28 protein-coding genes and 1 tRNA gene are annotated in these 25,616 nt (G+C 69.1%); 24 read left to right on the top strand and 5 right to left on the bottom strand.

What is annotated here, in order from left to right; translation table 11 throughout:
- Positions 1–116 precede the first annotated feature (116 nt).
- From AB0M15_RS25910 to AB0M15_RS25880, 7 genes are all read left to right on the top strand, one after another.
- The gene (locus AB0M15_RS25910) at positions 117–1,163 is read left to right on the top strand and encodes a hypothetical protein (protein ID WP_363824024.1); all 1,047 of its coding nucleotides are present in this window, start codon (positions 117–119) and stop codon (positions 1,161–1,163) included.
- Positions 1,160–2,983 carry an AAA family ATPase gene (locus AB0M15_RS25905; RefSeq protein ID WP_363824023.1) on the top strand — a complete coding sequence of 608 codons (1,824 nt, stop codon included), beginning with the start codon at positions 1,160–1,162 and terminating at the stop codon, positions 2,981–2,983. The genes AB0M15_RS25910 and AB0M15_RS25905 overlap by 4 nt, the downstream gene beginning before the upstream one ends.
- Positions 2,959–3,621 carry a 4Fe-4S single cluster domain-containing protein gene (locus AB0M15_RS25900; RefSeq protein ID WP_363824021.1) on the top strand — a complete coding sequence of 221 codons (663 nt, stop codon included), beginning with the start codon at positions 2,959–2,961 and terminating at the stop codon, positions 3,619–3,621. Before AB0M15_RS25905 ends, AB0M15_RS25900 begins: the two co-directional genes overlap by 25 nt.
- On the top strand, positions 3,618–4,196 hold the full coding sequence (locus AB0M15_RS25895) for an FHA domain-containing protein (protein WP_363824404.1): 579 nt from the start codon (positions 3,618–3,620) through the stop codon (positions 4,194–4,196). Before AB0M15_RS25900 ends, AB0M15_RS25895 begins: the two co-directional genes overlap by 4 nt.
- Positions 4,193–4,966 carry a PP2C family serine/threonine-protein phosphatase gene (locus AB0M15_RS25890; RefSeq protein WP_363824019.1) on the top strand — a complete coding sequence of 258 codons (774 nt, stop codon included), beginning with the start codon at positions 4,193–4,195 and terminating at the stop codon, positions 4,964–4,966. Before AB0M15_RS25895 ends, AB0M15_RS25890 begins: the two co-directional genes overlap by 4 nt.
- Positions 4,963–7,635, top strand: coding sequence for a protein kinase (locus tag AB0M15_RS25885; protein WP_363824017.1), 2,673 nt, complete (start codon positions 4,963–4,965; stop codon positions 7,633–7,635). The genes AB0M15_RS25890 and AB0M15_RS25885 overlap by 4 nt, the downstream gene beginning before the upstream one ends.
- Before the next feature lie 72 nt (positions 7,636–7,707).
- On the top strand, positions 7,708–8,049 hold the full coding sequence (locus AB0M15_RS25880; protein ID WP_343972501.1) for a hypothetical protein: 342 nt from the start codon (positions 7,708–7,710) through the stop codon (positions 8,047–8,049).
- Here AB0M15_RS25880 and AB0M15_RS25875 read toward each other — a convergent pair.
- From AB0M15_RS25875 to AB0M15_RS25865, 3 genes are read right to left on the bottom strand one after another with little or no spacing between them, the layout of a single operon-like run.
- Positions 8,046–8,876: a hypothetical protein gene (locus AB0M15_RS25875; RefSeq protein WP_363824014.1), complete on the bottom strand. Its 831-nt coding sequence runs from the start codon at positions 8,874–8,876 to the stop codon at positions 8,046–8,048. The genes AB0M15_RS25880 and AB0M15_RS25875 overlap by 4 nt on opposite strands.
- Positions 8,873–9,505 carry an RNA polymerase sigma factor gene (locus AB0M15_RS25870; protein WP_363824012.1) on the bottom strand — a complete coding sequence of 211 codons (633 nt, stop codon included), beginning with the start codon at positions 9,503–9,505 and terminating at the stop codon, positions 8,873–8,875. Before AB0M15_RS25870 ends, AB0M15_RS25875 begins: the two co-directional genes overlap by 4 nt.
- A gap of 36 nt (positions 9,506–9,541) precedes the next feature.
- Positions 9,542–10,774, bottom strand: a complete 1,233-nt coding sequence (locus AB0M15_RS25865; protein WP_363824011.1) for a phosphotransferase — start codon at positions 10,772–10,774, stop codon at positions 9,542–9,544.
- Between the two features lie 73 nt (positions 10,775–10,847).
- Here AB0M15_RS25865 and dop point away from each other — a divergent pair, with 73 nt between their 5' ends.
- From dop to AB0M15_RS25790, 15 genes are all read left to right on the top strand, one after another.
- Positions 10,848–12,368 carry a depupylase/deamidase Dop gene (gene dop / locus AB0M15_RS25860; protein WP_363824009.1) on the top strand — a complete coding sequence of 507 codons (1,521 nt, stop codon included), beginning with the start codon at positions 10,848–10,850 and terminating at the stop codon, positions 12,366–12,368.
- A 76-nt stretch (positions 12,369–12,444) separates the two neighbouring features.
- Positions 12,445–12,654, top strand: a complete 210-nt coding sequence (locus AB0M15_RS25855) for a ubiquitin-like protein Pup (protein ID WP_328324267.1) — start codon at positions 12,445–12,447, stop codon at positions 12,652–12,654.
- Between the two features lie 8 nt (positions 12,655–12,662).
- On the top strand, positions 12,663–13,505 hold the full coding sequence (prcB, locus tag AB0M15_RS25850; protein ID WP_363824006.1) for a proteasome subunit beta: 843 nt from the start codon (positions 12,663–12,665) through the stop codon (positions 13,503–13,505).
- 32 nt (positions 13,506–13,537) lie between these two features.
- Positions 13,538–14,410, top strand: a complete 873-nt coding sequence (prcA, locus tag AB0M15_RS25845; protein WP_363824003.1) for a proteasome subunit alpha — start codon at positions 13,538–13,540, stop codon at positions 14,408–14,410.
- On the top strand, positions 14,407–15,018 hold the full coding sequence (locus tag AB0M15_RS25840; RefSeq protein WP_363824000.1) for an NUDIX hydrolase: 612 nt from the start codon (positions 14,407–14,409) through the stop codon (positions 15,016–15,018). The genes prcA and AB0M15_RS25840 overlap by 4 nt, the downstream gene beginning before the upstream one ends.
- Positions 15,019–15,061: 43 nt before the next feature.
- Positions 15,062–15,700 carry a GNAT family protein gene (locus AB0M15_RS25835; RefSeq protein WP_363823998.1) on the top strand — a complete coding sequence of 213 codons (639 nt, stop codon included), beginning with the start codon at positions 15,062–15,064 and terminating at the stop codon, positions 15,698–15,700.
- An 11-nt stretch (positions 15,701–15,711) separates the two neighbouring features.
- Positions 15,712–16,557, top strand: coding sequence for a bifunctional 5,10-methylenetetrahydrofolate dehydrogenase/5,10-methenyltetrahydrofolate cyclohydrolase (locus AB0M15_RS25830; protein WP_363823996.1), 846 nt, complete (start codon positions 15,712–15,714; stop codon positions 16,555–16,557).
- A gap of 92 nt (positions 16,558–16,649) precedes the next feature.
- Complete coding sequence (gene aroH / locus AB0M15_RS25825; RefSeq protein ID WP_343972475.1) at positions 16,650–17,018, top strand: chorismate mutase; 369 nt, start codon at positions 16,650–16,652, stop codon at positions 17,016–17,018.
- Positions 17,015–18,088: a prephenate dehydrogenase gene (locus tag AB0M15_RS25820; RefSeq protein WP_363823994.1), complete on the top strand. Its 1,074-nt coding sequence runs from the start codon at positions 17,015–17,017 to the stop codon at positions 18,086–18,088. Before aroH ends, AB0M15_RS25820 begins: the two co-directional genes overlap by 4 nt.
- Before the next feature lie 10 nt (positions 18,089–18,098).
- Entirely contained in the window at positions 18,099–18,785 is a 687-nt protein-coding gene (gene cmk, locus AB0M15_RS25815; RefSeq protein ID WP_363823993.1) for a (d)CMP kinase, read from the top strand.
- Positions 18,782–19,513, top strand: a complete 732-nt coding sequence (locus AB0M15_RS25810) for a lysophospholipid acyltransferase family protein (protein ID WP_363823991.1) — start codon at positions 18,782–18,784, stop codon at positions 19,511–19,513. The genes cmk and AB0M15_RS25810 overlap by 4 nt, the downstream gene beginning before the upstream one ends.
- Complete coding sequence (gene der, locus AB0M15_RS25805; RefSeq protein WP_363823989.1) at positions 19,506–20,888, top strand: ribosome biogenesis GTPase Der; 1,383 nt, start codon at positions 19,506–19,508, stop codon at positions 20,886–20,888. Before AB0M15_RS25810 ends, der begins: the two co-directional genes overlap by 8 nt.
- A gap of 71 nt (positions 20,889–20,959) precedes the next feature.
- A tRNA-Pro gene (locus AB0M15_RS25800) sits at positions 20,960–21,033 on the top strand.
- 50 nt (positions 21,034–21,083) lie between these two features.
- The gene (locus tag AB0M15_RS25795) at positions 21,084–21,866 is read left to right on the top strand and encodes a hypothetical protein (protein WP_363823987.1); all 783 of its coding nucleotides are present in this window, start codon (positions 21,084–21,086) and stop codon (positions 21,864–21,866) included.
- A 22-nt stretch (positions 21,867–21,888) separates the two neighbouring features.
- Positions 21,889–22,818: a trypsin-like peptidase domain-containing protein gene (locus AB0M15_RS25790; protein WP_363823985.1), complete on the top strand. Its 930-nt coding sequence runs from the start codon at positions 21,889–21,891 to the stop codon at positions 22,816–22,818.
- Here AB0M15_RS25790 and AB0M15_RS25785 read toward each other — a convergent pair.
- Entirely contained in the window at positions 22,808–23,341 is a 534-nt protein-coding gene (locus AB0M15_RS25785) for a GNAT family N-acetyltransferase (protein ID WP_363823983.1), read from the bottom strand. The two genes, AB0M15_RS25790 and AB0M15_RS25785, sit on opposite strands and share 11 nt — an antisense overlap.
- Positions 23,342–23,455: 114 nt before the next feature.
- Between AB0M15_RS25785 and AB0M15_RS25780 the strand changes: the two genes are divergently transcribed.
- Positions 23,456–24,916: a glycoside hydrolase gene (locus tag AB0M15_RS25780; RefSeq protein ID WP_363823980.1), complete on the top strand. Its 1,461-nt coding sequence runs from the start codon at positions 23,456–23,458 to the stop codon at positions 24,914–24,916.
- Between the two features lie 36 nt (positions 24,917–24,952).
- Positions 24,953–25,237, top strand: coding sequence for a hypothetical protein (locus tag AB0M15_RS25775; RefSeq protein WP_363823978.1), 285 nt, complete (start codon positions 24,953–24,955; stop codon positions 25,235–25,237).
- On the opposite strand, the gene AB0M15_RS25770 is transcribed toward AB0M15_RS25775, so the two are convergent.
- A complete protein-coding gene (locus AB0M15_RS25770; RefSeq protein ID WP_363823976.1) occupies positions 25,234–25,611 on the bottom strand; it encodes a hypothetical protein in 378 nt (125 codons plus the stop codon). The genes AB0M15_RS25775 and AB0M15_RS25770 overlap by 4 nt on opposite strands.
- Between the last annotated feature and the right edge of the window lie 5 nt (positions 25,612–25,616).

Here is a 25,616-nt window from a genome sequence, read left to right as displayed (position 1 = left end):
GGGGGACGAGTGTGAGTGGGCCGAAGGGAATCGCCTACCAGGTTGTCAGCGCAGAGGAGTTGCTCCGCCGACAGACAGAGGCGACTCGTTCCCGGGTCGCGGCGCGACGGGCGGCGGTGGCTACCCTTCGGATCGCGGTCGGTGAGGAGTTGGTGGCCGACATACCGGCGACGCGTGCCGACTCACTCGGCACGGCGAATCTGGCGCAACTGGGTGTCCTGGAGAACGCGCTGGTAGCCGAAGAGGCCGCGATCTCAGCGGCACGACAGCGAGACCGCACTGCCCGGGCGCGTTCTGCCCTCGCAGCCGAGCTGGATTCCTTGCAGATCGAGCTGCCTGCCCTCCGGTTCCGGGGTACCAACGAGCCGCGGGCCGAAAGCAGGCCGGCGGCCGCACCGCAGCTTGTCCGTCGCTTGCAGGCCGTTCTCGATCTGGCGACCGAGTTGGACGACTCGCTGCAGGGTGATCTCCGGCGCTTGGCGGAGGTGGTCGCCGATCCAGCGGCGGCACCGGCGAAAGCCCTGGGCTTCCTCACCGAGATGGAAGCCAGGGTCACGGCGGCCACGAACCGGCAGCGCGCGCAGGAGCGACTGACCCGCCGGGTCGAGGAGCTGGGCTATGCCTTCGCCGACCTGCTCAGCAGCAAGACCGAGGAAGGCCTGAAGGCACACGTCATCCTCGAGAACCTGACCGGCCGGCCCGACCAGGTCGGCATCGATGCCGCCGTACGCCGTTTCGGCGAGCTCGACCGGAGCCGGGCAGCCGCGGCGGATCGGCGGTTCGCGGTGGAGCAGGCGACCGCCGTACTGCGCGAGATGGGGTACGCGGTCGAGGTCGGTCCTGTCGGTGCGGATGGCGAGCTGGTCGCGCTGGCGTCGACCCAGGCCTGGCCGCATCACGGGCTCAGACTGGTCTTTCCGGCCGGCCGGGCCGGGCTGCACACCATTCCGGTCGCCTTCGACGACACAGATGTCCGCGATGACGTCGCCTTCGAGGAGTCGTCCTGCGGTGACGTGGATCGGCTGCGCCAAGGCTTGTCGGAGCGCGGCGTACCGACGGATCTGACCCATCACGTCGCGCCGGGTGGTCTCGCAGTACGGCGCGAGACCAGATCTGCGGCCGCGCGCACGGCGACTCCCGCAGTACGGAAGCGCAAGCTGTGAGCCCGCGCGGTCTGGACCAGCACCCGACCTGGTTGCAGGAGATCGACTCCGCTCTGACGGTGACGCCGGCCTACGTGCTGCACGGCAACCTGCGCGACCGGTACCTGGTGCCGCGCGAGACCGGCGGCTGGCAGCCGCTCGACCTCCACCGGGCCCTGTGGGACACGCTGCGGCGAAGCGGCTTCTCGGCGATCGTCCGGCACACCCCGTCCGGTCTCCGCGTCCTGCCGGCCGACGAGAGCGCCCGCACCCTGGTCGCCAAGGTGACCGGCCTGTCCGGGGACCTGATCAATCGGCCGGTCGGACCAGACCAGTTGACCGGCGTACTCCGTGCGCTGGTGAACTGCCGTGACGCCCGGCTGGCCCTGACGATCGACTACGTGTCGCAATGGCGTCCGGCCGGCAACTCTCCGACGGATCCCGAACACGCGTTCATGCAGGCGGCACTCGCGGCCATCCACGACGCGCAGCCGACCGTAGTCGGCGAGCAGCGGTCGACCGGCCTCTACAACCCGTTCTTCTGGCTGGTCGACCGGCCGGCCGATCTGCCGCCCTGGCTGACCGGCGGGTCGGAAGGCATCCGGCAGATCTCGGTCCCCGCGCCGGACCTCGACTCCCGGCTGCAGCTGGCCCGGGGGCTGGTCGGATCCTTGCCGGGCGGGGACGCGCAACCACCGGCAGCGCTGGAAGGTGCCGCGGTCCGGTTCGCGGAGCGGTCGGAGGGGATGTCGTTGCACGCGATGATCGCGACGACCCAGCTGGCACTGGACCAGGCACTCGGCCCGGACCGGATCGACGACGCGGTCCGCGCCTACCGGATCGGGATGACGGAGAACCCGTGGGCCCGGCCGGGACTGCGAGACCGGATCAGGAACGGCGAGGAACTGCTCTCGTCGAAGGTCAAGGGCCAGCGACGCGCGGTCCGGCATGCCCTGGACATCCTGATCCGGTCGAACACCGGGATGACCGGAGCCGAGCGCGGCGGCGACCCGGCCGGTCCGCGCGGCATCCTGTTCTTCGCCGGACCGACCGGCGTCGGCAAGACCGAGCTGGCCAAGCGGATCACCCACCTGGTCTTCGGCGACGAGAACGCCTATGTCCGGTTCGACATGTCGGAGTTCGCCGCCGAGCACTCCGAAGCCCGGCTGATCGGCTCGCCGCCCGGGTACGAGGGCCATGGCGAGGGCGGGGAGCTGACCAACGCGGTCCGCCAGAAGCCGTTCTGCGTGGTGCTGTTCGACGAGGTGGAGAAGGCCCATCCGCGGATCCTGGACAAGTTCCTGCAGATCCTGTCCGACGGCCGGCTGACCGACGGCTCCGGGGACACCGTCCACTTCGGCGAGGCGATCATCGTCTTCACCTCGAACCTCGGCATCTCCGAGCTCCGCGAGGGCGAGCCGGTGCCGACCGGGCAGGAGCTCGAGAGGTCGGTGAAGAAGGCGATCGAGCACGAGTTCGCGGTCACCATCAACCGGCCCGAACTGCTGGGCCGGATCGGCGACAACATCGTGGTCTTCGACTACATCGACCCGGACACGGCCCGTCAGCTGGCGGCGAGGTTCATCGACAACGTGCTGGCCCGCGCGGCCGAGCAGAACGGCCTGGTCCTGACGCTCGGTGACGCGGTCCGTGAGCACATCACGGCACTCGCGGTCGCGGACCTTTCCAAGGGCGGCCGGGGGATTGGGCGGGCTGTCGAGTCGGCGCTGGTCAATCCGCTGTCGCGGGCGCTCTTCGACCTGCCGGATGGGACCACTGCTGCAACCGTCACCGACCTGGTCCGAGAGGAGGGCGGATGGCTCACCGTGAAGCTGGCCTGACCCTGCGCCTCGCGCGGATCCTGGCGCCCGTCACCGTGCTGGGGCCCGGCCGACGGGTCGCTGTGTGGGTCCAGGGCTGCGCGATCGCCTGTCCCGGCTGTGCGTCGGTCGATACCTGGGATCCGGCCGGCGGTGAAGCCGTACCGGTCGATGAGGTGTGCAAGCTTCTCGCTGACCAGATCGGCGAGCTGTCCCTGGACGGCCTCACCATCACCGGTGGCGAGCCGACCAGCCAGCCCGAGGCATTGGCAGAGCTGGTGACGTCGCTGCGGGCGCGCCTCGGGCCGCGTCCTCTCGATGTCTTGTTGTTCACCGGTAGGACCCACCCAGCGGCCACCCGGGTAGCACCGGCGCTGCTCGCCCTGGCCGATTGTGTGGTGGCAGGTCCTTATCGTCGTGAGCTCCCAGGGGAGGGGCGATTGGTTGCTTCGGGCAACCAGACGGTCAGCTACGGCTCGGCGGCCGCCCGCCGGCGGTACGAAGACTGGAACGCCGCCGATGGTGCTCGGCTTCAGGTCACCGCTGAGCAGGGCGATCTGCTTCTCGTCGGTCTTCCGGAGCCGGGCGATCTCAGCGAGTTCGAGAGCCGGCTACGGGAGCGTGGCGTCGGGCTGGGGGAGGTCTCGTGGAGAGCATGAGCTGCCGCGCCTGCGGTCGCCAGATCAGCCGGGACGTCTTCCTGTGCCCGTTCTGCCACTCGACCCAGTTCGAAGTGGGCGAGGAGGCGACGACGGTTCAGAGCGTGCCGCCGGCGCCGGTCTCCCCAGCGGTCGAGACGGCGATCTGCCCGCGATCCTGGTGCAGGCACGAGTACACGGTCGGAACCGCCGTTTGTCCGAGTTGTTTCCAGCCGTTGCCGACGGCCGGCCCGGTCGTGGCCGGACCGCGGATCTCCTCGGTGCGGCTGGTTCTGCCGGGCGGCGCGACCGTCGAGGTGGTGCCCGGGCGGGACCTGGTGATCGGCCGCGACAGCCTCGACGCGCGGATCGCGGACGGACTGGATCCGTACGACGGAGTCTCCCGCCGGCACGCTGAGCTGACCGTCTCCGACACTTGCGCGACGGTCACCGACCTCGGGTCGACCAACGGCACCTTCGTCAATGGAGCCCGGGCCGCCGCGGCCGGCGTACCGCTGGAACCCGGACACCACCAACTGCGCCTGGGCCGTCAGGCCGTCATCGCGGTCGACGTACTGACGGCGGTGTCCGGATGACGGCCTTGCGGGTCGCCGCGATCACGGACGTAGGCCGCGTCAGGTCGGAGAACCAGGACTGCGTACTGCTCGACGGCTGGGTCTCTGCGCGCGACACCCGGCGGAACGGCGACGTCCGGCTGCTGCCGGACGACCCGGCGTATGTGGTCGCGGTGTGCGACGGTCTGGGCGGTCACGCGGGTGGCTCCGTAGCTTCCCGGCTGGCGGCCATGACGCTGGCCCTGCGGCCTTGGCCGAGCGCTGGTTGTGATGCCATCACGGAGCGGGTGATCGAGGCGGCGCGCAACATCCAGCAGGTGTCGGACGCTGTCCGCGATCTCAAGGGTCTCGGCTCGACGGTCGCCGGTATCGCTGTCACCGCGACCGAGTTCAGTGTCTTCAGCGTCGGGGACAGCTCGGTCTTCAGAGCCGCGGACGGTTCGGTCGGTGAGCTGACCGTGCCCGACCGGCGGCCGGATCCACACCGGCCGGACGCATCCGTCCTTACCCAGAGCCTGTCCGTCTTCACCTCGACACCCGACCCGGCGGTACAGACCTTCCCCGTACTACGTCCCGTCCGGCTCCTCGCCTGCAGCGACGGACTCACCGACGTCGTCGACGCCGAACGACTCAGGTCAGCGCTGGGCGGCCCGATCGGAAGACCTGGTGGGGTGGAGAGCGCCGCCAGGGCGCTGGTTGCCGCCGCATTGGAGCAAGGCGCACCGGACAACGTCTCGGTGATCGTCCTGGATCTGATCCCGTCCGACGAGCATCCGGTGAGGAAGCCATGACCGACCGACCCGCCACTCGCCACGAAGCCGCCGACGGCAAACCGGCCACCCGGCACGAACCGGCGGACGGCGCCAAGCCGTCCACCCGCCACGAGGCGCCGGACGGCACCAAGCCGGCCATCCGGCACGAGGCCGCGGAGGATGGCAGGCCGGCTACCCGGCACGAGGCCTCGGAGGGTGGCAGACCGGCTACCCGGCACGAGGCGGCGGGCGGGCCTGTGCGACCGGCGGCGCGACGACGGTTCGTGATGCCCGACGCGGTTGATCGGGAGTACCGGTACGAGGAGGATCTGTCGTCCGGTGGGACGCAGGCCGACGTCGTGCTGTGTACGGATCTCAAGACGGGTGGCGCGGTCGCCATCAAGATCTACCGGCCCGAGGCCGCGGCGACCCTCAAGGACGAGGCGATCAGCCGGCTCTCCAAGGCACATCGCGATCACGTCCTGCCCTTCAGGCTGGACCGGGACGAGTACCAGATCTGGGAGGTCCAGGAGTACTGCCCGCTGGGCAGCCTGGAGGACCTTGCGCTGCGGCGAGGTGGCGGCGCGCAGGACCCGGCCTTCGTCTGGGCTGTGGTCCACGAGGTCGGCGAGGCGCTGGACCACATCCACGGCCTCGACATCGCCCATCGTGATCTGAAGCCGCAGAACATCCTGATCAGGCGCGAAGACCCGCTGGACTGCGTGCTGGCGGACTTCGGGCTGGCGACGGTGTCGGTACTGTCCAACGCCATCGGCTCGGTGGCCGGAACGTATACCTACACCTCGCCCGAGGGCAGCGTCGGCCGCGGCAACAAGGCCAACGACTGGTGGGGGCTGGGGATCATCGCCCACGAGTTGCTGACCGGGCGGCATCTGCACTCCTCGCCCGGCGGCGACGGCATGCTCAGCGAGCTCCGGGTCCGGGCCGCCTTCCTCGAACAGACCTGGTCGTACGACGACGTCACCGATCCGCGCTGGCGGCTGCTGCTCGACGGACTGCTGGCGCCGGCCGCCGGACGATGGACGTGGACGCAGGTCAAGGAGTGGCTCGAGGGTGGAACGCCCGAGGTCGGTGCCCGCTGGCCGAGCGGCGCGCCGACCTCGCAGCGGCGCAGGCGTGCGTACCACTTCGCCGGCGTCGAATGCCTGGATCCGGAGTCGCTGGCGGCGGCGATCCGGGAGAACTTCACGATCGCGACCGACCACCTGGCCGGCGTACGGGTGATCGATCTGAAGAAGTGGTTGCACGACACTCCGGTCGAAACGGCCGCCGACGACGTGCTCGAGGCCGTACGCGCCGGGCACAGCACACCGGCCCGTGCGGCGGTGGAACTCCAGGTGTTGCTCGATCCGGGGCACGAGCCCGGCTTCCGCGGGCGGGAGCTGTCGATGGCAGGTCTCGCCACGGCCATCCAGGCAGCCAAAACCGGCGACCAGGCCGCCATCGGGTGGATCCGCGAGCTGCGGCGCTCGTCGGTGATGTCGATCGTCGGGCACCATGCCGAGGAACCGCGGCTGTCGCGGGCGGACGAACTCCTGGTGATCTGGTGGCGGCAGGTGGACAGCGGGCAGCTCCGGAGCGGTCTGCTGGCCGCGCCGCAGCTGAAGGAGTTCGTCGACAACGCCCAGCAGACGATGGAAGGAACTCTGCTCGAGGCGGCGCTCAACGACCGGACCCGGCGGCAGATGTGGTCCCGGGCCCGGGAGCTGGCGACTCTGGTTCCGGCCGCGGCTGGAACCTGGATCCCGCCTCGTCCGGTGGCACTGCCGCCGGAGATCGACCTGGACGTCTTTCCCCAGGCCGCGCTACTGATGCTCGTCGTATCGCCCTGGCTCGACCGCATCGCGGAGCAGCAGAAGGAGGTCGCCCGGGTGGCGGCCGCCGCCCGGGCGAAGCAAGAGGCCGCGGCAGCCGAGGCCAAGCGGCAGCAGGACGAGCGGGAGGCCGCGCAAGCCCGGCGCCAACAGCAGATCCTGGAGGACCGTCGCAAGAACCGGGACTTCAGCGCACTGATGATCGGGTTCGGGGTCTGCATCACGGTGATCGTGCCGTGGCTGCTCGGGCACAACCTGCTGCGGGATCGGTGGCCCCGGCGCGAGGCGGCGGGCGTCTTCGAGTCCGAGGCGCGCGATGCCGGCGCGTACTTCCTGACCGACTGGGTGACCGGCTGTCTGGTGGTCGCGGTCCTCGTCGCGGCCTTCATCCTGGTCCGGCCGTGGCGGAAACGGACCTCGACCCTGGTGGTCGCGGCCGTGCTGCTCGGCTCCACCTGGTGGTGGGGGAAACCCTTCGTCGAGCAGGAGTGGAACCGGCAGGAGCAGGCGACGATCAGGGCGCTGAGAAGCACGCCGTACCCCTTCGAGAAGCACTACAGCTCCTGCGGAAAGGCGTCGGTGACCTTCACCAGCAAGCAGGTGGATCGGACGAAACCCGATGTCGTCTACACGTTGTTCGCGGCCAACACCCGGAGCAACACGGCGGGCCGGTGCAACATGCTGGAGTTCTACGAGGGCTGGCGGCGGGCCAAGACGATCGTGCTGCCGACCGGCGTATACATCGACGGCAGTATCTCCGCGCCGATCAGCGCCACCCGGCGGACGGCGCCGGCCAAGACGATGTTCACCGTCCGCCTGGAGAAGTCGAAGAAGCTGAGCTACTCGCTGCCGGCGCTGCTCAAAGCCGGGTGACGGGCCTGGACAGGGTGCGGCCGGGGTTGTCCCCGATGGTCGGCGGACCTTCGGCGTCGTACCTTGACGGGTATGGCGACGGACGAGATTCGCAAGGACCTGCGGGCCGCGGTGGCGGCGCGGCAGGAGCTGGGGCCGGAGTACGAGCTCGAGGTGATAGAGGGGTTCCTCTCGAAGCTCGATGCGCACACCGCCCAGCATCTCGCCACGCCGCCGGTGCAGGCACCGAAGCCGAGCCGCGAGGGCGACCCAGGTGGGCTCGCCCTCGCGATCGTCTCGGTCACCGCCGGTATCCCGATCACCGCCATCGCCGCGGCCCAGGAAGGCGCCTTCGCCATCGTCATCTGCTGGGGCGGCCTGGTCGGCATCAACCTGGCCCGCTCCATCTCCCGCTTCATCGGCCGCCAGCACTAGTACCGCAGCGGTACCTGGTTTCCGCTGGAGTCGAAGGCCCGGAACTCCTCGCGCTGCTCGACGCGGGGTGCGGTGCCGGTGTCCACGACGCTCTGGGTGAATCCGAACCCGTCGGCGACAGCGCCCTCGGACCACAGACCCGCACCGTCCTTCCAGACATAGCGGGACTCGAGCCGGGCGATGCCGGGCCTGACGCGTATCAAGGAGGTTCCTACCTCCGCTCCGACGTTGCTCCTGTCCGGCCTACTCTTGGGCAGCTCTCCGGGCCGGCCGGCCGGCCGGGTGAGGTCGGTTGTCCGGTCGATGATCAGGATGCCCTGAGCGGCAGTCGGGAGCTTGGCGATCTCGCGCTCCTCGTGGCCCGTTGCCACGGGAATCGGCGCCAAACAGAACGACAGCGGCGGGTGGCCCGCCGGCCTCGGCGCAGGCTCGCGCACCAGCAGGATGGTGCCTGGGGTGTCCGCAGGCCCGTCTGGTCCAAGCACGCGGCGGCTCCATACCGTCTGCAACGGCCGACTGTGGGGGATCATGCAGGCCTTGATCGCCGCGTCGATCTGCTGCGGGGTGGCCGGGCCGAGGTCGCGGTCGACGATGTCTGTGTCGCCGGCTGCCGGTGGGTCGGCCTGGTTCGAGCCGCCGTACTGGTCGACGGCTACGAGCGTGCCTGCCAGTACTGCCGCGACGGCGGCGGCCGTGATCGTAGGTGCGGCCCAGCGGTGGGAAGACCGGCTGACGGGCGCGGTCCGTTCCATCAGGTTGTTCCGGAGCCGGCTGCGCGTCGCGGGGGATAGCGGGGGGATCTGGGGTGGGTCGAGCTTGAGGTTCATGAGATCTCCTCGGAGAGGGTGACCCGGTCGAGCAGGTCGGGGAAGCGGCGGCGGGTGCGGTGGAGGCGGGCCTTGACGGTGCCCAGGGGGACACCGAGGGCGTCGGCGGCTTCCGCTTGGGTCAGGCCGGCCCAGACGACAAGTTCGAGAGTTTCGCGTTCGTGGCGGGGGAGTTTGGCGACCGCCTGGCGGATGCGGGACATCTGGCGCTCGTCGTCGAGCCTGCGGGCCACCTCGGCCGCGTGGTCCGGGCCCTGCGCGGGGTCGGGCAGACGGTCGATCAGGTTGCGGAAGCGGGCGGCAGTGCGGGCCAGGGTGCGGCACTCGTTGCCAGCGACGACCAGCAGCCAGCCGCGGGCGCTCGGGGCGGTCAGTGGACCTGGTGGGTTGCGCTGGAACCGGCGCCAGGTGTTCAGGAACGTGGTCTGGACGACATCCTCGGCGGTGTTCCACGAGGCGGTACGCCGGAACGCGAAAGCGTGCACGTCGTCCGCATAACGATCGAAAAGCTCGCCGAGGGCGTGTCGGTCCCCTTGCCGCAGCCGGTCCCACAACTCATGGTCCGGTGGGCTCCCTGCGGATCCGGTCGCCATGACGGGCTCCGTCTCGTCGGTCAGGATGATCTTCACACCGGGGAGTGACCGCTCGGTCCGCCGATGGTTGCATCACAGCCGGGTCAGGATCTCCGTGAGGCCGGTCTCGACGTCGTCGGGGAGGCCGAGCAGGAGCCCTCGGTGCACGCCGTACCAGGGGGCGAGGCGATGCCAGTCGAGCGCGCGGTCGCGGAGTACCGGGGTGATGTCGTAGGTCTCGGCCAGGCCAGCCGCCATGCCGTCCGGGGCGTCGTTGAGGAGCCAGGAGAGGTCTAGGGCCGGGTCGCCGATCTCTGCGTCGGTCCAGTCGATGATGCCGCCGATACGGCCGTCCTGGACGAGGATGTGCTCGGAGCCGAGGTCTGCGTGCACCAGCGCCGTCCGGGTGGCGGCTACGCGGCCTAGGAGTTCGAGGGCGGGTTGGTGGGCGTGGGCTGGGAGCAGTGGGACTACCTGCGCCCGACACTCGTCCAGGAAGACCGTCTTGGCTGCAGCGGCCGTCGCTGCGTCGACGGCACCTCGGGCGGCGGCCTCGGCCGGGTCTACGGCGTGCAGAGCGCTTAGGAACTCGCCTAGTTCGCGGCCGAGGGCAGTACTGCCCTCTTCGAGTGGCTCGCCGAGCAGGACGCGGTGCCGCACGCCGTACTGCGTCGGCTCGGGCACTGGGACCGGTACCGGGAGTTGCGGGGCCAGCCAGGGCATTAGGCGGGTTTCGGCGAGCAGCCGCGGGCGGACCGCGTCGCGGCGGGGTTCACGGTTGAGCCACTCGCCGTCCAGCCACGCCCGGCTGTCCCAACCGTCATCGGTGATGGTCGCGTAGGTCCGGACCAGTGGACCGAGCAGGGCGACGGTGTCCGGCATGAAGGACCACTCGTCGAACTTGGCGACGAGGTCAGCTGGTGACATCCAGGCGCCCCACTCGACCTCCTCCGGCTGGTGCTTCACCGGGCCGTCCCAGGCGCAGGTGTACAGGTAGGCGCGGTAGCTGGTGTGGTCGTCCGCGTAGTCGCCCTCGGCCAGTCGGGACAGCTCGACACCCGTGATGCCCAGCTCCTCGTCCAGTTCCCGTACGACGGCGTCGTAGGGGTCCTCGCCCGCCGCGACGACACCCCCGGCCGCGAAGTCGTACCGATGCGGGTAGACGTCCTTGGTCGGCGTCCGGCGGTGCACGTAGATCTCACCGGCACTGTTCCGGACCAGTACGCCGGTTGCCCCATGGCGCAGGTTTTCGCGCCGCATCACCGACCGTGGCGCCGACCCGCACACCCGGCCGTCACTGTCCAGCAGAGCCACCAGTTCGTCCATTTCCGAAGTCTCACAGATAACCCTGTGGACACTTCAACGCAATTAGTCCCTCGCACCGCGTAGGCTCGATCGCATGAGTGTTCGGCGGATCATGGGGACCGAGACCGAGTTCGGCATCTCGGTTCCTGGCCAGCCCGGGGCCAACCCGATGCTGACTTCGAGCCAGGTGGTGAACGGCTACGCCCAGACGCAGCCCTTGGCGCGCAAAACCCGGTGGGACTTCGACGAGGAGCACCCGCTGCGGGACGCGCGCGGCTTCGACCTGAGCCGGGAGGTGGCCGATTCGAGCCAGCTCACCGACGAGGAGACCGGCCTGGCCAACGTCATCCTCACCAACGGCGCCCGGCTGTACGTCGACCATGCCCACCCGGAGTACTCCGCGCCCGAATGCACCAACCCGCGCGACGTGGTGGTCTGGGACAAGGCCGGCGAGCTGGTGATCATGGAGGGCGCCCGGCAGGCCCGGCAGATCCCCGGCGCGCCACAGCTGAACCTCTACAAGAACAACACCGACAACAAGGGCGCGTCGTACGGCTCGCACGAGAACTACCTGATGCGCCGGTCCACGCCGTTCGCGTCGATCGTGCGGCACCTGACCCCGTTCTTCGTCAGCCGCCAGGTGGTCACCGGGGCGGGCCGGGTCGGGATCGGCCAGGACGGCAACACCAACGGCTTCCAGATCAGCCAGCGGGCCGACTACTTCGAGGTCGAGGTCGGCCTGGAGACGACGCTGAAGCGGCCGATCATCAACACCCGCGACGAGCCACACGCGAATCCGGACCGGTACCGCCGGCTGCACGTGATCATCGGCGACGCGAACCTGGCCGAGATCTCGACCTACCTGAAGGTCGGCACCACCTCGCTGGTGCTGGCGATGATCGAGGACGGCTGGCTGACCGACGACCTCTCGGTCGACCGGCCGGTCAGCGCCCTGCACGAGATCAGCCACGACCCGACCTGTACGCACCTGATGACGCTCAAGGACGGCCGCAAGATCACCGCCGTCCAGCTCCAGGTGGAGTATCTGGAGCAGGCCCGCAAGTACGTCGAGGACAAGTACGGCGACGACGCGGACCGGCAGACCAAGGACGTGCTGCAACGCTGGGAAAGCGTTCTCGACCAGCTCGCGACCGACCCGATGAAGCTGTCCGACCAGCTCGACTGGGTCGCGAAGTACAAGCTGCTGCAGTCCTACCGCGACCGCGACGGGCTGGAGTGGGACGACCCCAAGCTGCACCTGGTCGACCTGCAGTACGCCGATCTGCGGCCGGACAAGGGCCTGTACTACAAACTCGTCAAGAGTGGCCGGATGCAACGGCTGGTCAGCGACGAGGAGATCCGGATGGCGGTATCGCACCCGCCGACCGATACCCGCGCCTACTTCCGGGGCCGCTGCATGCAGCAGTACGCCGGTCAGGTGGCCGCCGCGTCCTGGGACTCGGTGATCTTCGACCTGCCCGGCCGTGAATCGCTTCAACGGATCCCGACGCTGGACCCGTTGCGTGGCACGAAAGCGCATGTCGGCGCCTTGCTGGACCAGTGCGACACCGCGAGTGACCTGGTTCGCACCATTACTGGGGGCGCTGCCGGGTAGGGTCTGCCGTAGAAAGAAATACTGCGAGGGCCGGTTGGGCGACCGTCGCAGACGGCGGTTCTAGGAGGTGTGTGCCATGGCTAAAGACGGCGGACAGCAGCACAAGCAGCCGAAGCGCTCGTCGACCGAGGAAGAGGTCGCCGAGACCAAGTCCAGTGAGGACGTGGCCGAGCGCAAGGAACGGCTCGACGACGACGTGGACTCGATCCTCGACGAGATCGACGAGGTGCTGGAGGAGAACGCGGAAGAGTTCGTCCGCGGCTTCGTGCAAAAGGGTGGGGAGTGAACCGCTAGATGACATTCGATGCCTCCGGCCGGTTGCCGGAAGCCTTCCTGACCCCAGGTGGCTCGTCCTTCATGGACTTCCTGGCCGGGCACGCGCCCGACCTGTTGCCCGGACGGCGCGACCTGGGGGCGGGTGATTTCGGCAAGGACGTCCCGCACGGGACGACCATCGTCGCCGCCATCTTCCCCGGTGGCGTCGTGATGGCCGGTGACCGGCGGGCGACGATGGGCAACGTGATCGCCCAGCGCGACATCGAGAAGGTCTTCCCGGCCGACGAGTACTCGTGCGTCGCCTTCGCCGGGACGGCGGGGCTCGGGATCGAGATGGTGCGGCTGTTCCAGGTCGAGCTGGAGCACTACGAGAAGCTCGAGGGCACCACGCTCAGCCTGGACGGCAAGGCCAACCGGCTGACCGCGCTGATCCGCGGCAACCTGCCGATGGCGATGCAGGGCCTGGCCGTGGTGCCGCTGTTCGCGGGTTACGACCACGACCTGAAGGCCGGCCGGATCTACTCCTACGACCCGACCGGCGGTCGGTACGAGGAGCTCGGCGGATACCACAGCGTCGGTTCCGGCTCTCTGTTCGCCCGTGGCGCGCTGAAGAAGCTCTACCGTCCGGACCTGAACGAGTCCGAGGTGGCGACCGTGCTGGTCCAGTCCCTGGTCGACGCTGCCGACGACGACTCCGCGACCGGTGGCCCGGACATGTTGCGGCGGATCTTCCCGGTGGTCGGCGTGGTCACCGCGGACGGCTACCGGCGGCTTCCGGCCGAGGAGGTCGGCGCGATCGTGGACACCGTGATGGCTGCCCGGCACGAGCGTCCCGACGGCCCGTCCGCGCCGCTGACCTGACCACCATCGACTGATAGAGGACGACACCCCAGATGAGTACGCCGTTCTACGTCTCGCCCGAACAGTTGATGCGGGACCGGGCCGACTTCGCCCGCAAGGGCATCGCCAAGGGGCGCAGCGCGATCGCGCTGCAGTACGCCGACGGCATCCTGTTCGTCGCCGAGAACCGGTCCCCGGCGCTGCACAAGGTGGCCGAGATCTACGACCGGATGGCCTTCGCGGCCGTCGGGCGGTACAACGAGTTCGAGAACCTGCGGATCGCCGGCGTCCGGCTGGCAGACATGCGCGGTTACTCCTACGACCGCCGCGACGTGACCGGCCGAGCGCTGGCGAACGCCTACGCGCAGACGCTCGGTGCGATCTTCTCCTCCGGTGGCGAGAAGCCGCTCGAGGTGGAGATCCTGGTCGCCGAGATCGGCGCCAGCACGGCCGAGGACCAGATCTACCGGCTCACCTACGACGGCTCGATCGCGGACGTCCGCGGCTACGCCGTGATGGGCGGCCCGGCCGAGCAGGTCGCCGAGTACGTCGGTGAGCACTATTCCGAGGGCATCTCGCTGGCGGGGGCCCTGCGTCTCGCGGTGGATGCGCTCGGTCACGACGGTACCGAGGTGAGGCAGCTCGAGCCGGACCAGATCGAGGTCGCCATCCTCGACCGGACCCGCACCCAGGTACGGAAGTTCAAGCGAATCTCGGACGAGACGCTGGCCCGGATCCTGTCCGAGTCGCGCCCGGACACGTCACCGGCCGAGCCGGTCACGCACGAACCGGAGGAGACCGTCAACGGCGGCTCCTACGAGAGCGACGCGGCAACCTCGACGGACGACGCCCCGGTGGCGCCGCCCGCCGAGGACGACACACCGATCGCTCCGCCGGCAGACCCGGACACCGACCGCCCGCTGTGACGCCTTCCACGTCGTCCGCCCCCGACTTCCCGTCCGGGGCGGACGCCGTTCGGCCTGGGGATCCTGAGCCGTGGGTGCTGGTCGGGGAGAAGCCGGGATACAAGGGCTTCTTGACGGTGAACGTACGTCGGTACCGCCTGCCCGACGGCCGCGAGGCCGACTGGGATGTCTCCGGACCCGAGTCCGGCGCGGACATCCGGGCCGGTATCACCGTGCTCCCGCTGACCCCGGACGGCCGGATCGTCACCGTACGGATGTTCCGCCCGGGCCCTGACCAAGTGGTCACCAACCTCCCCGGCGGCCTGATCGACCCAGGCGAGGAGCCCGCCGACGCCGGCCGCCGCGAACTCCTCGAGGAGACCGGCTACACCTGCGACTCGATCGAGGTGAAGGGCTGGCTCTGGGCCGGCGCGTCCTCGACCTTCCGCAAGTACGTCGCCATCGCCCACGGCTGCCGCCCCGACGGCCAGCAATCCCTGGACGAGTTCGAGGACTGCGTCCCGGTCGAGCTCACCCCAGCCGAACTCCGCGCGGACCTCCGGACCCCGGGCGCGATGACCGGCACCGACGCCACCTACTTGCTCCTGGACCACGCCGGCCTGCTCTGACAATTCGGTTGCCGCTGCTCCGGGGTAGCCCGAGGATTGCCGCGTGCTGACAGATCACTGGCCGCTGCGCCGGCTTCGCCTCACCACCGAGCGACTCGTCCTCCGGCTGCCCGACGACGAGGAACTGGCGGCGGTCGCGGATCTCGCCGCGGCCGGCGTGCATGAACCCGGTGAGCGCCCGTTTCTCACGCCGTGGACCGATCTGCCGCCGGCGGAGCGCGCGCGATGGGTGATCCAAGGGCATTGGAGCGGCCTCGGCAGTTGGTCGCCGGACGACTGGGGTCTGGGGCTGGTCGTCTTCCGCGATGAGCTCCCGATCGGGAAAGTGTGGATGGGCGCGACCCAATTCGCAGTACTGCGGGAGGTGCGGAGCAGCTCGTGGTTGGGGCTGGCGTATCAGGGACAGGGATACGGGACAGAGGCCCGTACTGCGCTCTTGCACCTCGCCTTCGCGGAACTCGGAGCGGAGGCCGCGCTGTCAGAGGTCTTCCAGGACAACCACGCATCGCAGGCCGTGTCCCGCAAACTCGGCTATCGCCCCGACGGCATCTCGCGCGACGCACTGAACGGCGGGGCCGTGATCTCCGACCGCCTGCGGTTGACGCGAGCCGATTGGCGGCAGCGCACCGACGTACAGGTGGAAGGTCTGGAGCAGTGCAGGAGCTTCTTCGGGGCTACGTAAACTCAGGGGCCATGAGTGCGAAGCTGATGGTTGGGACCGAGTTGGCTGCCGAGATGGTGGTGCGGGCGGGGGAGCGGGCCGCGAAGCTGGTTGAGGAGACCGGTGTGCAGCCGTGCCTCGCGACCGTGCTGGTGGGGGATGATCCGGCGTCGGCGACGTACGTGCGGATGAAGCAGAATCGCAGCAAGAAGGCCGGGATCGGGTCGCGGAGCGTGGTGTTGCCCGCGGCCACGACCACTGAGGAGCTGGTCGCCGAGATCTCGAAGCTGTCGGCTGATCCAGCGGTGCACGGGATCCTGCTGCAGCACCCGGTGCCGGCGCAGATCGACGAGCGGGCCGCGTTCGAGGCGATCGCGCCGGGCAAGGACGTCGACGGCGTCACCATGCACGGTTTCGCGGCGATGGCGTTCGGCGAACCGGGCTTCGTTTCCTGTACGCCGGGTGGCATCCTGCGGCTGCTGCAGGCGTACGACGTACCGCTGGAAGGCGCGCATGCCGTCGTCATCGGCCGCAGCCCGATCCTCGGCAAGCCCGCCGGAATGTTGCTGCTGGCATCGAACGCGACGGTCACCTACACGCACTCGAAGACGCGCGGGCTGGCCGACATCGTCAGGACCGCGGACATCGTGGTGGCCGCGGTGGGCCGGGCCAAGTTCGTCCGGGGCGACTGGCTGAAGCCCGGCGCCGTCGTGATCGATGCCGGATACAACGAAGGCAATGTCGGCGACGTGCACTTCGAGGAGGCTGCGCCGGTGGCGAGCCTGATCACCCCGGTCCCCGGTGGCGTCGGCCCGATGACGATCGCGCTGCTGCTGGAGCAGACCGTCGACGCCGCTGAGGCGCAGACGCCGCGCTGACGAGGTGCGGTTTCCGAGACGGTCGAGCACCGATTGGACGTTCTGTCCTAGGGTTGAGACTGCACAAGCATTCGATTGAGGAGGCAGACGCTGTGGCGGTACGGGCGATCCGCGGTGCCACCCAGCTCGAGGTGGACGAGCGGGAGCATCTGCTCGCACGCTCCGCCGAGCTGGTCAGGGCCGTGCTGGAGGCCAACGACCTCGAGTCGGCGGACTTGATCAGCATCCTGTTCACCGTCACGCCGGACCTGCACTCGGAGTTCCCGGCGGTGGCCGGCCGGCAGATCGGACTGACCGACGTACCGCTGATGTGCATGCAGGAGATCGACGTGCCGCACGCGTTGCCGCGGGTGGTCCGGATGATGGTGCATGCCGACTCGCCGCGGTCGCGGGAGAAGATCCAGCACGTCTACCTGCACGGTGCCGTCAGCCTGCGCCCCGACCTGACCGGCGCCCAGTGACCGAGCTGCGCGGCCCGGTCCGCATCGTCGGAACCGGCCTGATCGGTACGTCGATCGGCCTCGCGCTGGGCCGGCTCGGAGTCGTCGTGGAGCTCGTCGACGCCGACCCGGACAACGCGCTGATGGCCGAGCGGATCGGAGCCGGCTCACGCCTGGTCCAGATCGAGCCGCAACTGGTGGTTGTCGCCGTCCCGCCGGACCACGTCGGCGAGGTCATCGTCGAGCAGCTCCAGCAGACCGACGCGATCGTCACCGACGCTGCCAGCGTCAAATCGAAGCCACTCCGCGACGCACGCGCCCTGGTCGCTTCACCCGCGGACCTCTCCCGGTACGTCGGCAGCCACCCGATGGCCGGCTCCGAGCGCAACGGCCCACTGGCCGGCCGGGCGGACCTCTTCGAGGGTGCGACCTGGGCGATCACCCCGCACGAGACCAGCGACCCCGACGCCGTAGAGCTGGTACGCCGCCTCGCCGAGGCCGCCGGCGCCCGCACGGTCGAGCTGTCCGTTGCGGACCACGACCTCGCCGTGGCCCGCGTCTCGCACCTGCCCCAGCTGATGTCATCGCTGGCCGCCGGCACCCTCGTCGACGCGCCCGCCGCGCATCTCGAGCTGTCCGGCCAGGGTGTCCGCGACGTCACCCGGATCGCGGCCGGCGACCCCGGCCTGTGGACCCAGATCGTCTCGGCCAACTCGCCTGCCCTGAGCGGCTTGCTGGAAGGGATCCGCGACGAGCTCGACCGGCTGCTGATTGCCCTCGGCAAGGAAGAGGCCACCGACGAGGTGACTGCCGTGCTCAACCGCGGTGTCTCCGGCGCGATCCGGGTGCCGGGCAAACACGGCGCCCCACACATCGAGCTGGTCCCCGTGCTCGTCACCATCCCCGACCGGCCCGGCCAGCTGGCCCGGTTGTTCGCGGATGCGGCCGAGTCCGGCGCCAACGTCGAGGACCTGCGGATCGACCACAGCCCCGGCCGCCCGGTCGGTGAGGTCGAGCTGTCGGTCAAGCCGGCGTCGGTGGATCAGCTGGTAGAGGTACTGACCGAGCGGGGCTGGGCCGTCCACCGGTAATCTTCGGCCCATGATCATCGCTGTTGACGGCCCGAGTGGGTCCGGTAAGTCGAGCACGGCCCGCGGAGTCGCGACCAGGCTCGGTCTGCAGTACCTGGACACGGGCGCGATGTACCGGGCGGTGACCTGGTCGGCCCTGGAGCACGGGCTCGACCTGGATGACCTTGCGGCGGTGGCCGAGCGGGCCCGCGTGGTAGAGCTGTCGATCAGTACCGATCCACAGCGGGCGCGGTTCGCGGCGGACGGAGTCGATGTCACCGAGGCGATCCGGGATCCCCGGATCAGCGCCAGCGTCAGCAAGATCGCCACCAATCTCGACGTACGGGCCGAGCTGATCCGGCGTCAGCGTGAGCTGATCGAGGCGGCGCAGCCGACCGGCGGGGCGGTCGTCGAAGGGCGCGACATCGCGACCGTGGTGGCGCCGCAGTCGGAGCTGAAGGTGTTGCTGACCGCGGACCAGGACGCCCGGATGGCTCGCCGCAAGGCCGAGCTGGCCGAGGGCTCGGTGACCGCGGAGCAGTTGCGGGACCAGATCGTCCGCCGGGACGCCGACGACTCGACCGTCTCGCAGTTCCAGGTGGCCTCCGACGGCGCGGTGGAAATCGATTCGACCCACCTGACGTTGGAAGAGGTCATCGATGTCATCTGCCGACTGGCGAAGGAGGCTGAGGCCGCGTCACGCGACCGGGACTCATGACTGCTGACGAGCTGACCGGGCACCTTGATCTGCCCCGGACCGACGATCTGCCCGCGATCCCGCATCGGCTGGGCAGTGTCCTGCGCCACGTCGTCCGGCCGTACATGCGCTGGCGCTACGACCTGACGATTCACCACGAGGAGCGTTTCCCGGTCGGCGGCCCGGTGCTGATCGCGCCGAACCATCTCAGCCTGCTCGACGGTCCGCTGCTCGGCGCCGTCGCGCCGCGGATGCTGCACCAGCTCGGCAAGGTCGAGGCGTTCCAGGGCCTGCAGGGCTTCATGCTGCACCGGGCCGGCCAGATCTCGATCGACCGCTCGCAGTACGACGTACTGGCGATCCGCCGGGCGATCCAAATCCTGCGCGAAGGCCGCGCGCTGAGCGTTTATCCCGAGGGAAACCGCGGCCCGGGCGATTTCCGCCGGATCCGCGGGGGAGTGGCCTACCTCGCCATGGTCACTGGAGCGCCGATCCTGCCGGTGGCGCTGCTCGGGACGCGGCAGCCAGGGGGCAATATCGAGCACTTCCCGCCGCGCGGCAGCCGGGTCCACGTGGTATATGGCGAGACCTTCACGGTTGACCGCGTATCCTTTCCTCGGAGGCACGTCGACGTAAGCGCGGTTGCCGACCAGATCGGCGACGTGTTGCGGGCCCATGTGCAGGCGGCCGTCGAAGCCACCGGCCACCCGCTCCCGGGCGCGCCAGACCAGAAGGATCCTGATGAGTGACCTGCCCACCGGCTACGAGTTCGACGCGGAGCCGACCCACGACCGCGAGGACACCGGCCCGCTCCCGGTAGTGGCGATCGTCGGCCGGCCGAACGTGGGCAAGTCGACGCTGGTGAACCGGATCATCGGCCGCCGCGAGGCTGTGGTCGAGGACACACCGGGCGTCACCCGCGACCGGGTCTCGTACGACGCCAACTGGGCCGGCCGCGGCTTCACGCTGGTGGACACCGGCGGCTGGGATCCGGATGCGGTCGGCATGGCTGCTCTGGTGGCGGCGCAGGCCGAGGTTGCGATCAACGCGGCTGACGCGGTGCTGTTCGTCGTCGATGCGACCGTTGGCATCACCGACTCCGACGAGGCGGTCGTCCGCGTACTCCGGAAGGCCGGCAAGCCCGTCGTACTGGCCGCCAACAAGGTCGACGACGCGCGGGTCGAGGCCGAGGCGATGAACCTGTGGAGCCTGGGCATCGGGGAGCCGTTCCCGATCTCGGCGATGCACGGGCGTGGTACCGGCGACATGCTGGACGCCGTCCTGGCCGCGTTGCCGGAGGCACCTGCCGAGCGGGACGCTCAGCTCGGTGGACCGCGGCGGGTCGCGATCGTGGGCAAGCCGAACGTGGGCAAGTCGTCGCTGCTGAACAAGGTCGCCAAGGAGGACCGCGTCGTCGTCAGCGAGGTCTCCGGCACGACGGTCGACCCGGTCGACGAGGAGATCATCCTCGGCGGCAAGCAGTGGCGCTTCATCGACACCGCCGGTATCCGGCGCAAGGTGAAGAACGTGCAGGGGCACGAGTACTACGCCAGCCTGCGCACCAACAGCGCGATCGAGCGGGCCGAGGTCGTCGTCGTGGTGATCGACGCGTCCGAGCCGATGACCGAGCAGGACCTGCGGATCATGAACACCGTCGAGGAAGCCGGCAAGGCCCTCGTCATCGCCTACAACAAGTGGGACCTGGTCGACGAGGACCGCCGGTACTACCTCGAGCGCGAGATCGACCGCGACCTGGTGCAGTTCCGCTGGGCCCCGCGGGTCAACATCAGTGCGATGACCGGCCGCCACATGGAGAAGCTCGTTCCCGCCATCGAGGCAGCGCTGGACGGCTGGCAGACCCGAGTCCCCACCGGTCAGCTCAACGCGTTCCTCGGTCGCCTCGTCGCCGCGCACCCGCACCCGGTCCGCAGCGGCAAGCAGCCGAAGATCCTCTTCGGCACCCAGGCGACCACGATGCCGCCGACCTTCGCCGTCTTCACCTCAGGCGCCTTCGAGCCCTCGTACCAGCGCTTCATCGAACGCCGCCTCCGCGAAGACTTCGGCTTCGTCGGCAGCCCCGTCCACGTCCAGATCCGCCCCCGCGTCAAGAAGCCGAAACGCTAACCACCCCTGGTCCGAACTGGCCTGGGAATGGGGTAAGGTTTACCCGCTTGCTCCTGTTGGGCAAGCGAATTCGGGCTGTAGCGCAGTTTGGTAGCGCATCTGGCTGGGGGCCAGAGGGTCGCAGGTTCAAATCCTGTCAGCCCGACCGAAAAGAGGGGCACCGATCCCGTCGGTGCCCCTCTTTACTGTCTCCCCATGAACACCATCGGGGACAAGCGAAGCTGGACCGACCCTCAACTGCGCAAGGCAGTTGAGGACAACACCTCGTGGCGCGCGGTAGCCCGCGCTCTCGGCCTGAAGGACACGTCCGCGGGTGTGATCCGCACAATCAAACGCCACGCCCTCAGACTCGACCTGGACAGCGCACACTTCACCGGGCAGCCCCGGTGGACCGACGGTCAGCTCCGGCAAGCGTTGCAGGGATCGACCTGCTGGAGCGAGGTCTTCGTCAGCCTCGGAATCTCCGACAGCGGTCAGGACCGGGTCCGGATCAAGGGGCACGCTGTCCGGCTCGAACTGGACTGCAGCCATTTGAAGACGCCGCATCGGCCGTCGATGACGGGTGAGGTGTTCGATCTGCCGGTGCAGCCCGAGATGCTCAGTGCCGCGGCGCCCGGCATTGCCATGGCGTGGTTCGCGATGCGTGGTTGCGCGGTCGCGCTGCCGGTGGAGCCTCAGCTGTATGACCTCTTGGTGACCACTGCGGACGGGGTGCAGCGGGTCCAGATCAAGACGTCGGTCCGGCCGAACGGCAAGGGGCGGTGGAGTGTCGGGGTCGGACGGCGGCCGTACGCGCTCGACAAGTCGGCCGGGAAGATGCCCTACGACCCGGACTCCCTCGACCTGTTCTTCATCGTGCTCGGCGACGGCAGCATCTACGTGATCCCGAGTTCCGTGCTCGCTGGGCGGACCGGGATTTATGTCGATACCTACCTGCCTTATCGAGTGGGTGATGCCTCCGGCTTGATTGCTGGGTAATGATGTAATCAGGAGGTGCGAGATGATGGATGACGACGTGCTGGATGCGTACTCGCGGGTGGTGTCGGGAGTGGCGGAGTTGCTGATTCCGCGGGTGGCCAGTTTGCGGGTGAAGGGGCGGCGGGGGGAGTCGTCCGGGTCGGCGGTGGTGTTGACGGGGGACGGGCATCTGCTGACCAATGCGCATGTGGTCGGTGACGGGAGTAGCGCGACGGCGGAGTTCGCGGATGGTACGGCGGCGCAGGCGCGGGTGATCGGGGTGGATCGGTTGTCCGATCTGGCCGTGTTGCGGGCCGACCGCGAGATTCCCGATCCACCGGAGTACGGTGACGCCGACAAGGTGAAGGTCGGCAATCTGGTGGTTGCCGTGGGCAATCCACTCGGGCTGGCAGGCAGCGTGACGGCCGGGGTGGTGAGTGCACTGGGGAGATCGCTGCCGGTACGGTCCGGGACGGCGAGCCGGATCATCGAGGACGTGATCCAGACGGACGCGGCCCTCAATCCGGGCAACTCCGGGGGAGCGCTTGCCGACGGCAACGGTCGGGTGATCGGCATCAACACCGCGGTTGCCGGCATCGGTCTCGGCCTGGCTGTACCGATGAACCCGACCACCCGCCGGATCATCTACTCGTTGCTCCACGACGGCCGGGTGCGCCGGGCGTACCTCGGCTTGGTCACCACCCCAGCCCCGCTCCGCCCACAGCTAGCCGAGCGCTTCGGCCAGCGGAACGCGTTGCGGGTCGTCGAGGTCATCTCCGGCAGCCCGGCCGCCGACGCCGGGTTGCGTCAAGGCGACCTGGTCCTAGCCGTAGACGGCACGCCGCTCCGAGACGCCCAATCCCTCCAACGCCAACTCTTCGCCGACGCGATCGGCCGGCGTACCGAGATCACCGCGGTCCGCAACGGCGCCTTGGTCGACGTCGTCGCCGAACCCGCCGAACTCACCGACTGAGCAAGGCCTTGAGCAGCACACCGGCCCCAGGCGCCATCGGCGCTTTGGGGAAGGTGAAGTCACGGGTCACCTCGCTGAACCCCAACCTCTCGTGGAGGTCGAGGGTTGCCCCGTTGGCGATATTCGCGAAGCAGTAGATCTCCTCGGCGCGTTCGGCCGTCCATCGCATCCGCTCGAGAGTCAGCAGCTCCCCGATCCCGTACCGCCGCCAGGCCGGCGCGACGATCAGACCGACCAGGTAGTGCCCGGTCGGCGCCGCCGGATGCTCAGGTACGAACTCGTGCCGAAACACACCGCCGTAGCCAACCACCTCGGAACCCGCGCAGGCGACCGCAACGTATCGGTCAGCTCGCTCGAGATCGTCGAGCAACATCTCCCTGCGAGCCTCGCCCGGCCCGCCGGTCCTGGTGACGATGAGCTCGGCACAGGCTGCGAGATCTGTGGCGACAGCTGGTCGTACCGAGAGCGCGCTCTCCGCCGGCCGGCGGGACGAGTCTGGGTCGTAGGGCGCGAATCCGTTCATGAACGCAGAGCCTAGGCAGCAGGCGATCGGCGCCTGTTGCGGAGGTGGGCAACTACTTTTGGTGGGGGTAGGGTCGCGGGGAGTTAGCTACCGGACCGTCCCCTGGAGGCTGCCATGCGTCGTCGTACTCTGCTGGGCTCGATCGTTGCCGCTCCGTTGGGGGCGGCGGTACTCGCTCAGACGACACCGGCCGCGGCGGCAGCCAGCGTCATCGATCCGCGGGTCGACTGGGGAGCGTGGGAGGGCTGGGGAACGTCGTTGTGCTGGTGGGGCAAGGCGCACGGCAATCGCGACGACTTGGCTGACGTGTTCTTCACCCGCGGCAACGTCCAGTACCAGGGCACGACCCTCCCGGGACTCGGCCTGAACATCGCCCGGTACAACGCCGGCGCCTGCTCGACGAAGCCGATCAACGGTGAGTCGATGGTCCGGTCGCCCAACATCGGCGACCCGCGGCAGATCGACGGCTACTGGCTCGACTGGTTCAGCGCGGACCCGTCGTCGGCGAGCTGGAACTGGTACGCCGACAGCGCCCAGCGCAACCTGATGTGGAAGGCGCGCGACCGCGGCGTCAACCGGATCGAGCTGTTCTCCAACTCGCCGATGTGGTGGATGTGCCAGAACCACAACCCCTCCGGCGCGGCCAACGGCGGCGACAACCTGCAGACCTGGAACCACCAGCAGCACGCCGTCTACCTCGCCACCGTCGCCCGCTACGCCCACGACCACTGGGGTGTCGACTTCACCTCGGTGGAGCCGTTCAACGAGCCCGACGGCAACTGGTGGAAGGCCGACGGCTCTCAGGAGGGCTGCCACTTCGAACCGGCCACCCAGCGCCCAGTGATCAACTATCTGCGCGCAGAACTCAACTCACGCGACCTGGGCTGGATGCCGATCGCCGCGTCCGACTCCTGGGGCTACGACTCGGCCCTGTCCACCTGGAACAGCTTCGACAGCACGACGCGCGGCAACGTCGGCCGCATCAACGTGCACGGCTACCAGCAAGGCGGTGGCCGCCGGGACCTCCTGTACTCCGCTGCGAAGGCCGCCGGCCGCAAGGTGTGGAACTCGGAGTACGGCGAGAGCGACGCCACCGGGATGAGCCTGGCCAGCAACCTCAACCTCGACTTCCGCTGGCTGCACCCGTCCGCCTGGGTGTACTGGCAAGTGGTCGACGGCGGCGGCTGGGGTCTCATCCAGGACCTCGGCGGCGGCGTCACTGGGGGAGTCAACCCGAAGTACTACGTCCTGGCCCAGTACGCCCGCCACATCCGCCCCGGCATGCGCATCATCGACGGCGGCAACGGCAACACCATCGCGGCGTACGACCCCACCACCCGCAGACTGATCATCGTCGCCACCAACTACGGCACCGCCCAGTACCTCGACTTCGACCTCTCCAAATTCACCAAGCCCTCCACCGACGGCGCCGCCATCCCGCGCTGGTCCACCATCACCGGCGGCTCGGACCGCTACCAATTCCACCAAGACACCACCATGCACGGCACCCGCTTCTGGTCGTACTTCGAAGCGAACACCATCCAGACCTTCGAAGTACCGGACGTCACCCTCTGAGCGGACTGCGTGACCCGCTGGGGAACACTCACCCTCGTGGACCTCACCAGCGGCTGGACGTTCGTAGCGATCGTCGGAGAAGGCGACCCGCTAGAACTGGCAGGCACGAACCCATGGAGCGCCGACTGGGTGCCGGTGGCGGTAGGCAACGTCACCGTCGCGCACCCGTCGTATCCCCGCCAACACCACGACCTGCCCGTCTACAAGCTCGCCGGCCACGAACCAGCACTGTTCTTCGCAGCCGGCGAGCTCTCGAACGGCGCCTGGGCCTTCTACCTACCGACCGAACCGATGCAGGCGTTCCTGGCCGGCTACTGCTAGAGGAGTACGAGGTCGCCGTCGTCGAAGGCGATGGCTGCTCCTTCGATGCCGGGCAGTGCTGTGACGTCGAGGGTGCGCACGAGGTCGGCTCCGTAGGTGAGGACGTTCGCATGCGGCTGATCCGGCAGCATGGCGAAGTCAGCGAGAGCGACGTAGCGAGCGGTCGGCCACCAGCAGTAGTCGGTGGCCCATTCGCCGTCCGCGTCATCGGGATCGAACGTCGGGCAGCCGGCCACGTAAAGCGATCGGTAGCCGTCACCACCCGACAGGTTCGTGATCCCGAACCAGAGCCCACGCGTGGCCGGCAGGATCTCGGGCTGGAGATCGACCCACCAACGGGTCAAGGCAGCGACGTCCTGCTGAGTCGGGGGCACGGTGA

Origin of the sequence: Kribbella sp. NPDC051718 (assembly GCF_040681515.1) — a bacterium.
Classification (GTDB): domain Bacteria; phylum Actinomycetota; class Actinomycetes; order Propionibacteriales; family Kribbellaceae; genus Kribbella.
This window is presented reverse-complemented; position numbering and strand designations above follow the sequence as displayed.

Coding starts and splice junctions, on each gene's coding strand:
- AB0M15_RS25900 (WP_363824021.1), top strand. CDS start 2,959: ATGGCTCACCGTGAAGCTGGCCTGACCCTGCGCCTCGCGCGGATCCTG.
- AB0M15_RS25895 (WP_363824404.1), top strand. CDS start 3,618: ATGAGCTGCCGCGCCTGCGGTCGCCAGATCAGCCGGGACGTCTTCCTG.
- AB0M15_RS25890 (WP_363824019.1), top strand. CDS start 4,193: ATGACGGCCTTGCGGGTCGCCGCGATCACGGACGTAGGCCGCGTCAGG.
- AB0M15_RS25885 (WP_363824017.1), top strand. CDS start 4,963: ATGACCGACCGACCCGCCACTCGCCACGAAGCCGCCGACGGCAAACCG.
- AB0M15_RS25880 (WP_343972501.1), top strand. CDS start 7,708: ATGGCGACGGACGAGATTCGCAAGGACCTGCGGGCCGCGGTGGCGGCG.
- AB0M15_RS25875 (WP_363824014.1), bottom strand. CDS start 8,876: ATGAACCTCAAGCTCGACCCACCCCAGATCCCCCCGCTATCCCCCGCG.
- AB0M15_RS25865 (WP_363824011.1), bottom strand. CDS start 10,774: ATGGACGAACTGGTGGCTCTGCTGGACAGTGACGGCCGGGTGTGCGGG.
- dop (WP_363824009.1), top strand. CDS start 10,848: ATGAGTGTTCGGCGGATCATGGGGACCGAGACCGAGTTCGGCATCTCG.
- AB0M15_RS25855 (WP_328324267.1), top strand. CDS start 12,445: ATGGCTAAAGACGGCGGACAGCAGCACAAGCAGCCGAAGCGCTCGTCG.
- prcB (WP_363824006.1), top strand. CDS start 12,663: ATGACATTCGATGCCTCCGGCCGGTTGCCGGAAGCCTTCCTGACCCCA.
- prcA (WP_363824003.1), top strand. CDS start 13,538: ATGAGTACGCCGTTCTACGTCTCGCCCGAACAGTTGATGCGGGACCGG.
- AB0M15_RS25830 (WP_363823996.1), top strand. CDS start 15,712: ATGAGTGCGAAGCTGATGGTTGGGACCGAGTTGGCTGCCGAGATGGTG.
- cmk (WP_363823993.1), top strand. CDS start 18,099: ATGATCATCGCTGTTGACGGCCCGAGTGGGTCCGGTAAGTCGAGCACG.
- AB0M15_RS25810 (WP_363823991.1), top strand. CDS start 18,782: ATGACTGCTGACGAGCTGACCGGGCACCTTGATCTGCCCCGGACCGAC.
- der (WP_363823989.1), top strand. CDS start 19,506: ATGAGTGACCTGCCCACCGGCTACGAGTTCGACGCGGAGCCGACCCAC.
- AB0M15_RS25795 (WP_363823987.1), top strand. CDS start 21,084: ATGAACACCATCGGGGACAAGCGAAGCTGGACCGACCCTCAACTGCGC.
- AB0M15_RS25790 (WP_363823985.1), top strand. CDS start 21,889: ATGATGGATGACGACGTGCTGGATGCGTACTCGCGGGTGGTGTCGGGA.
- AB0M15_RS25785 (WP_363823983.1), bottom strand. CDS start 23,341: ATGAACGGATTCGCGCCCTACGACCCAGACTCGTCCCGCCGGCCGGCG.
- AB0M15_RS25780 (WP_363823980.1), top strand. CDS start 23,456: ATGCGTCGTCGTACTCTGCTGGGCTCGATCGTTGCCGCTCCGTTGGGG.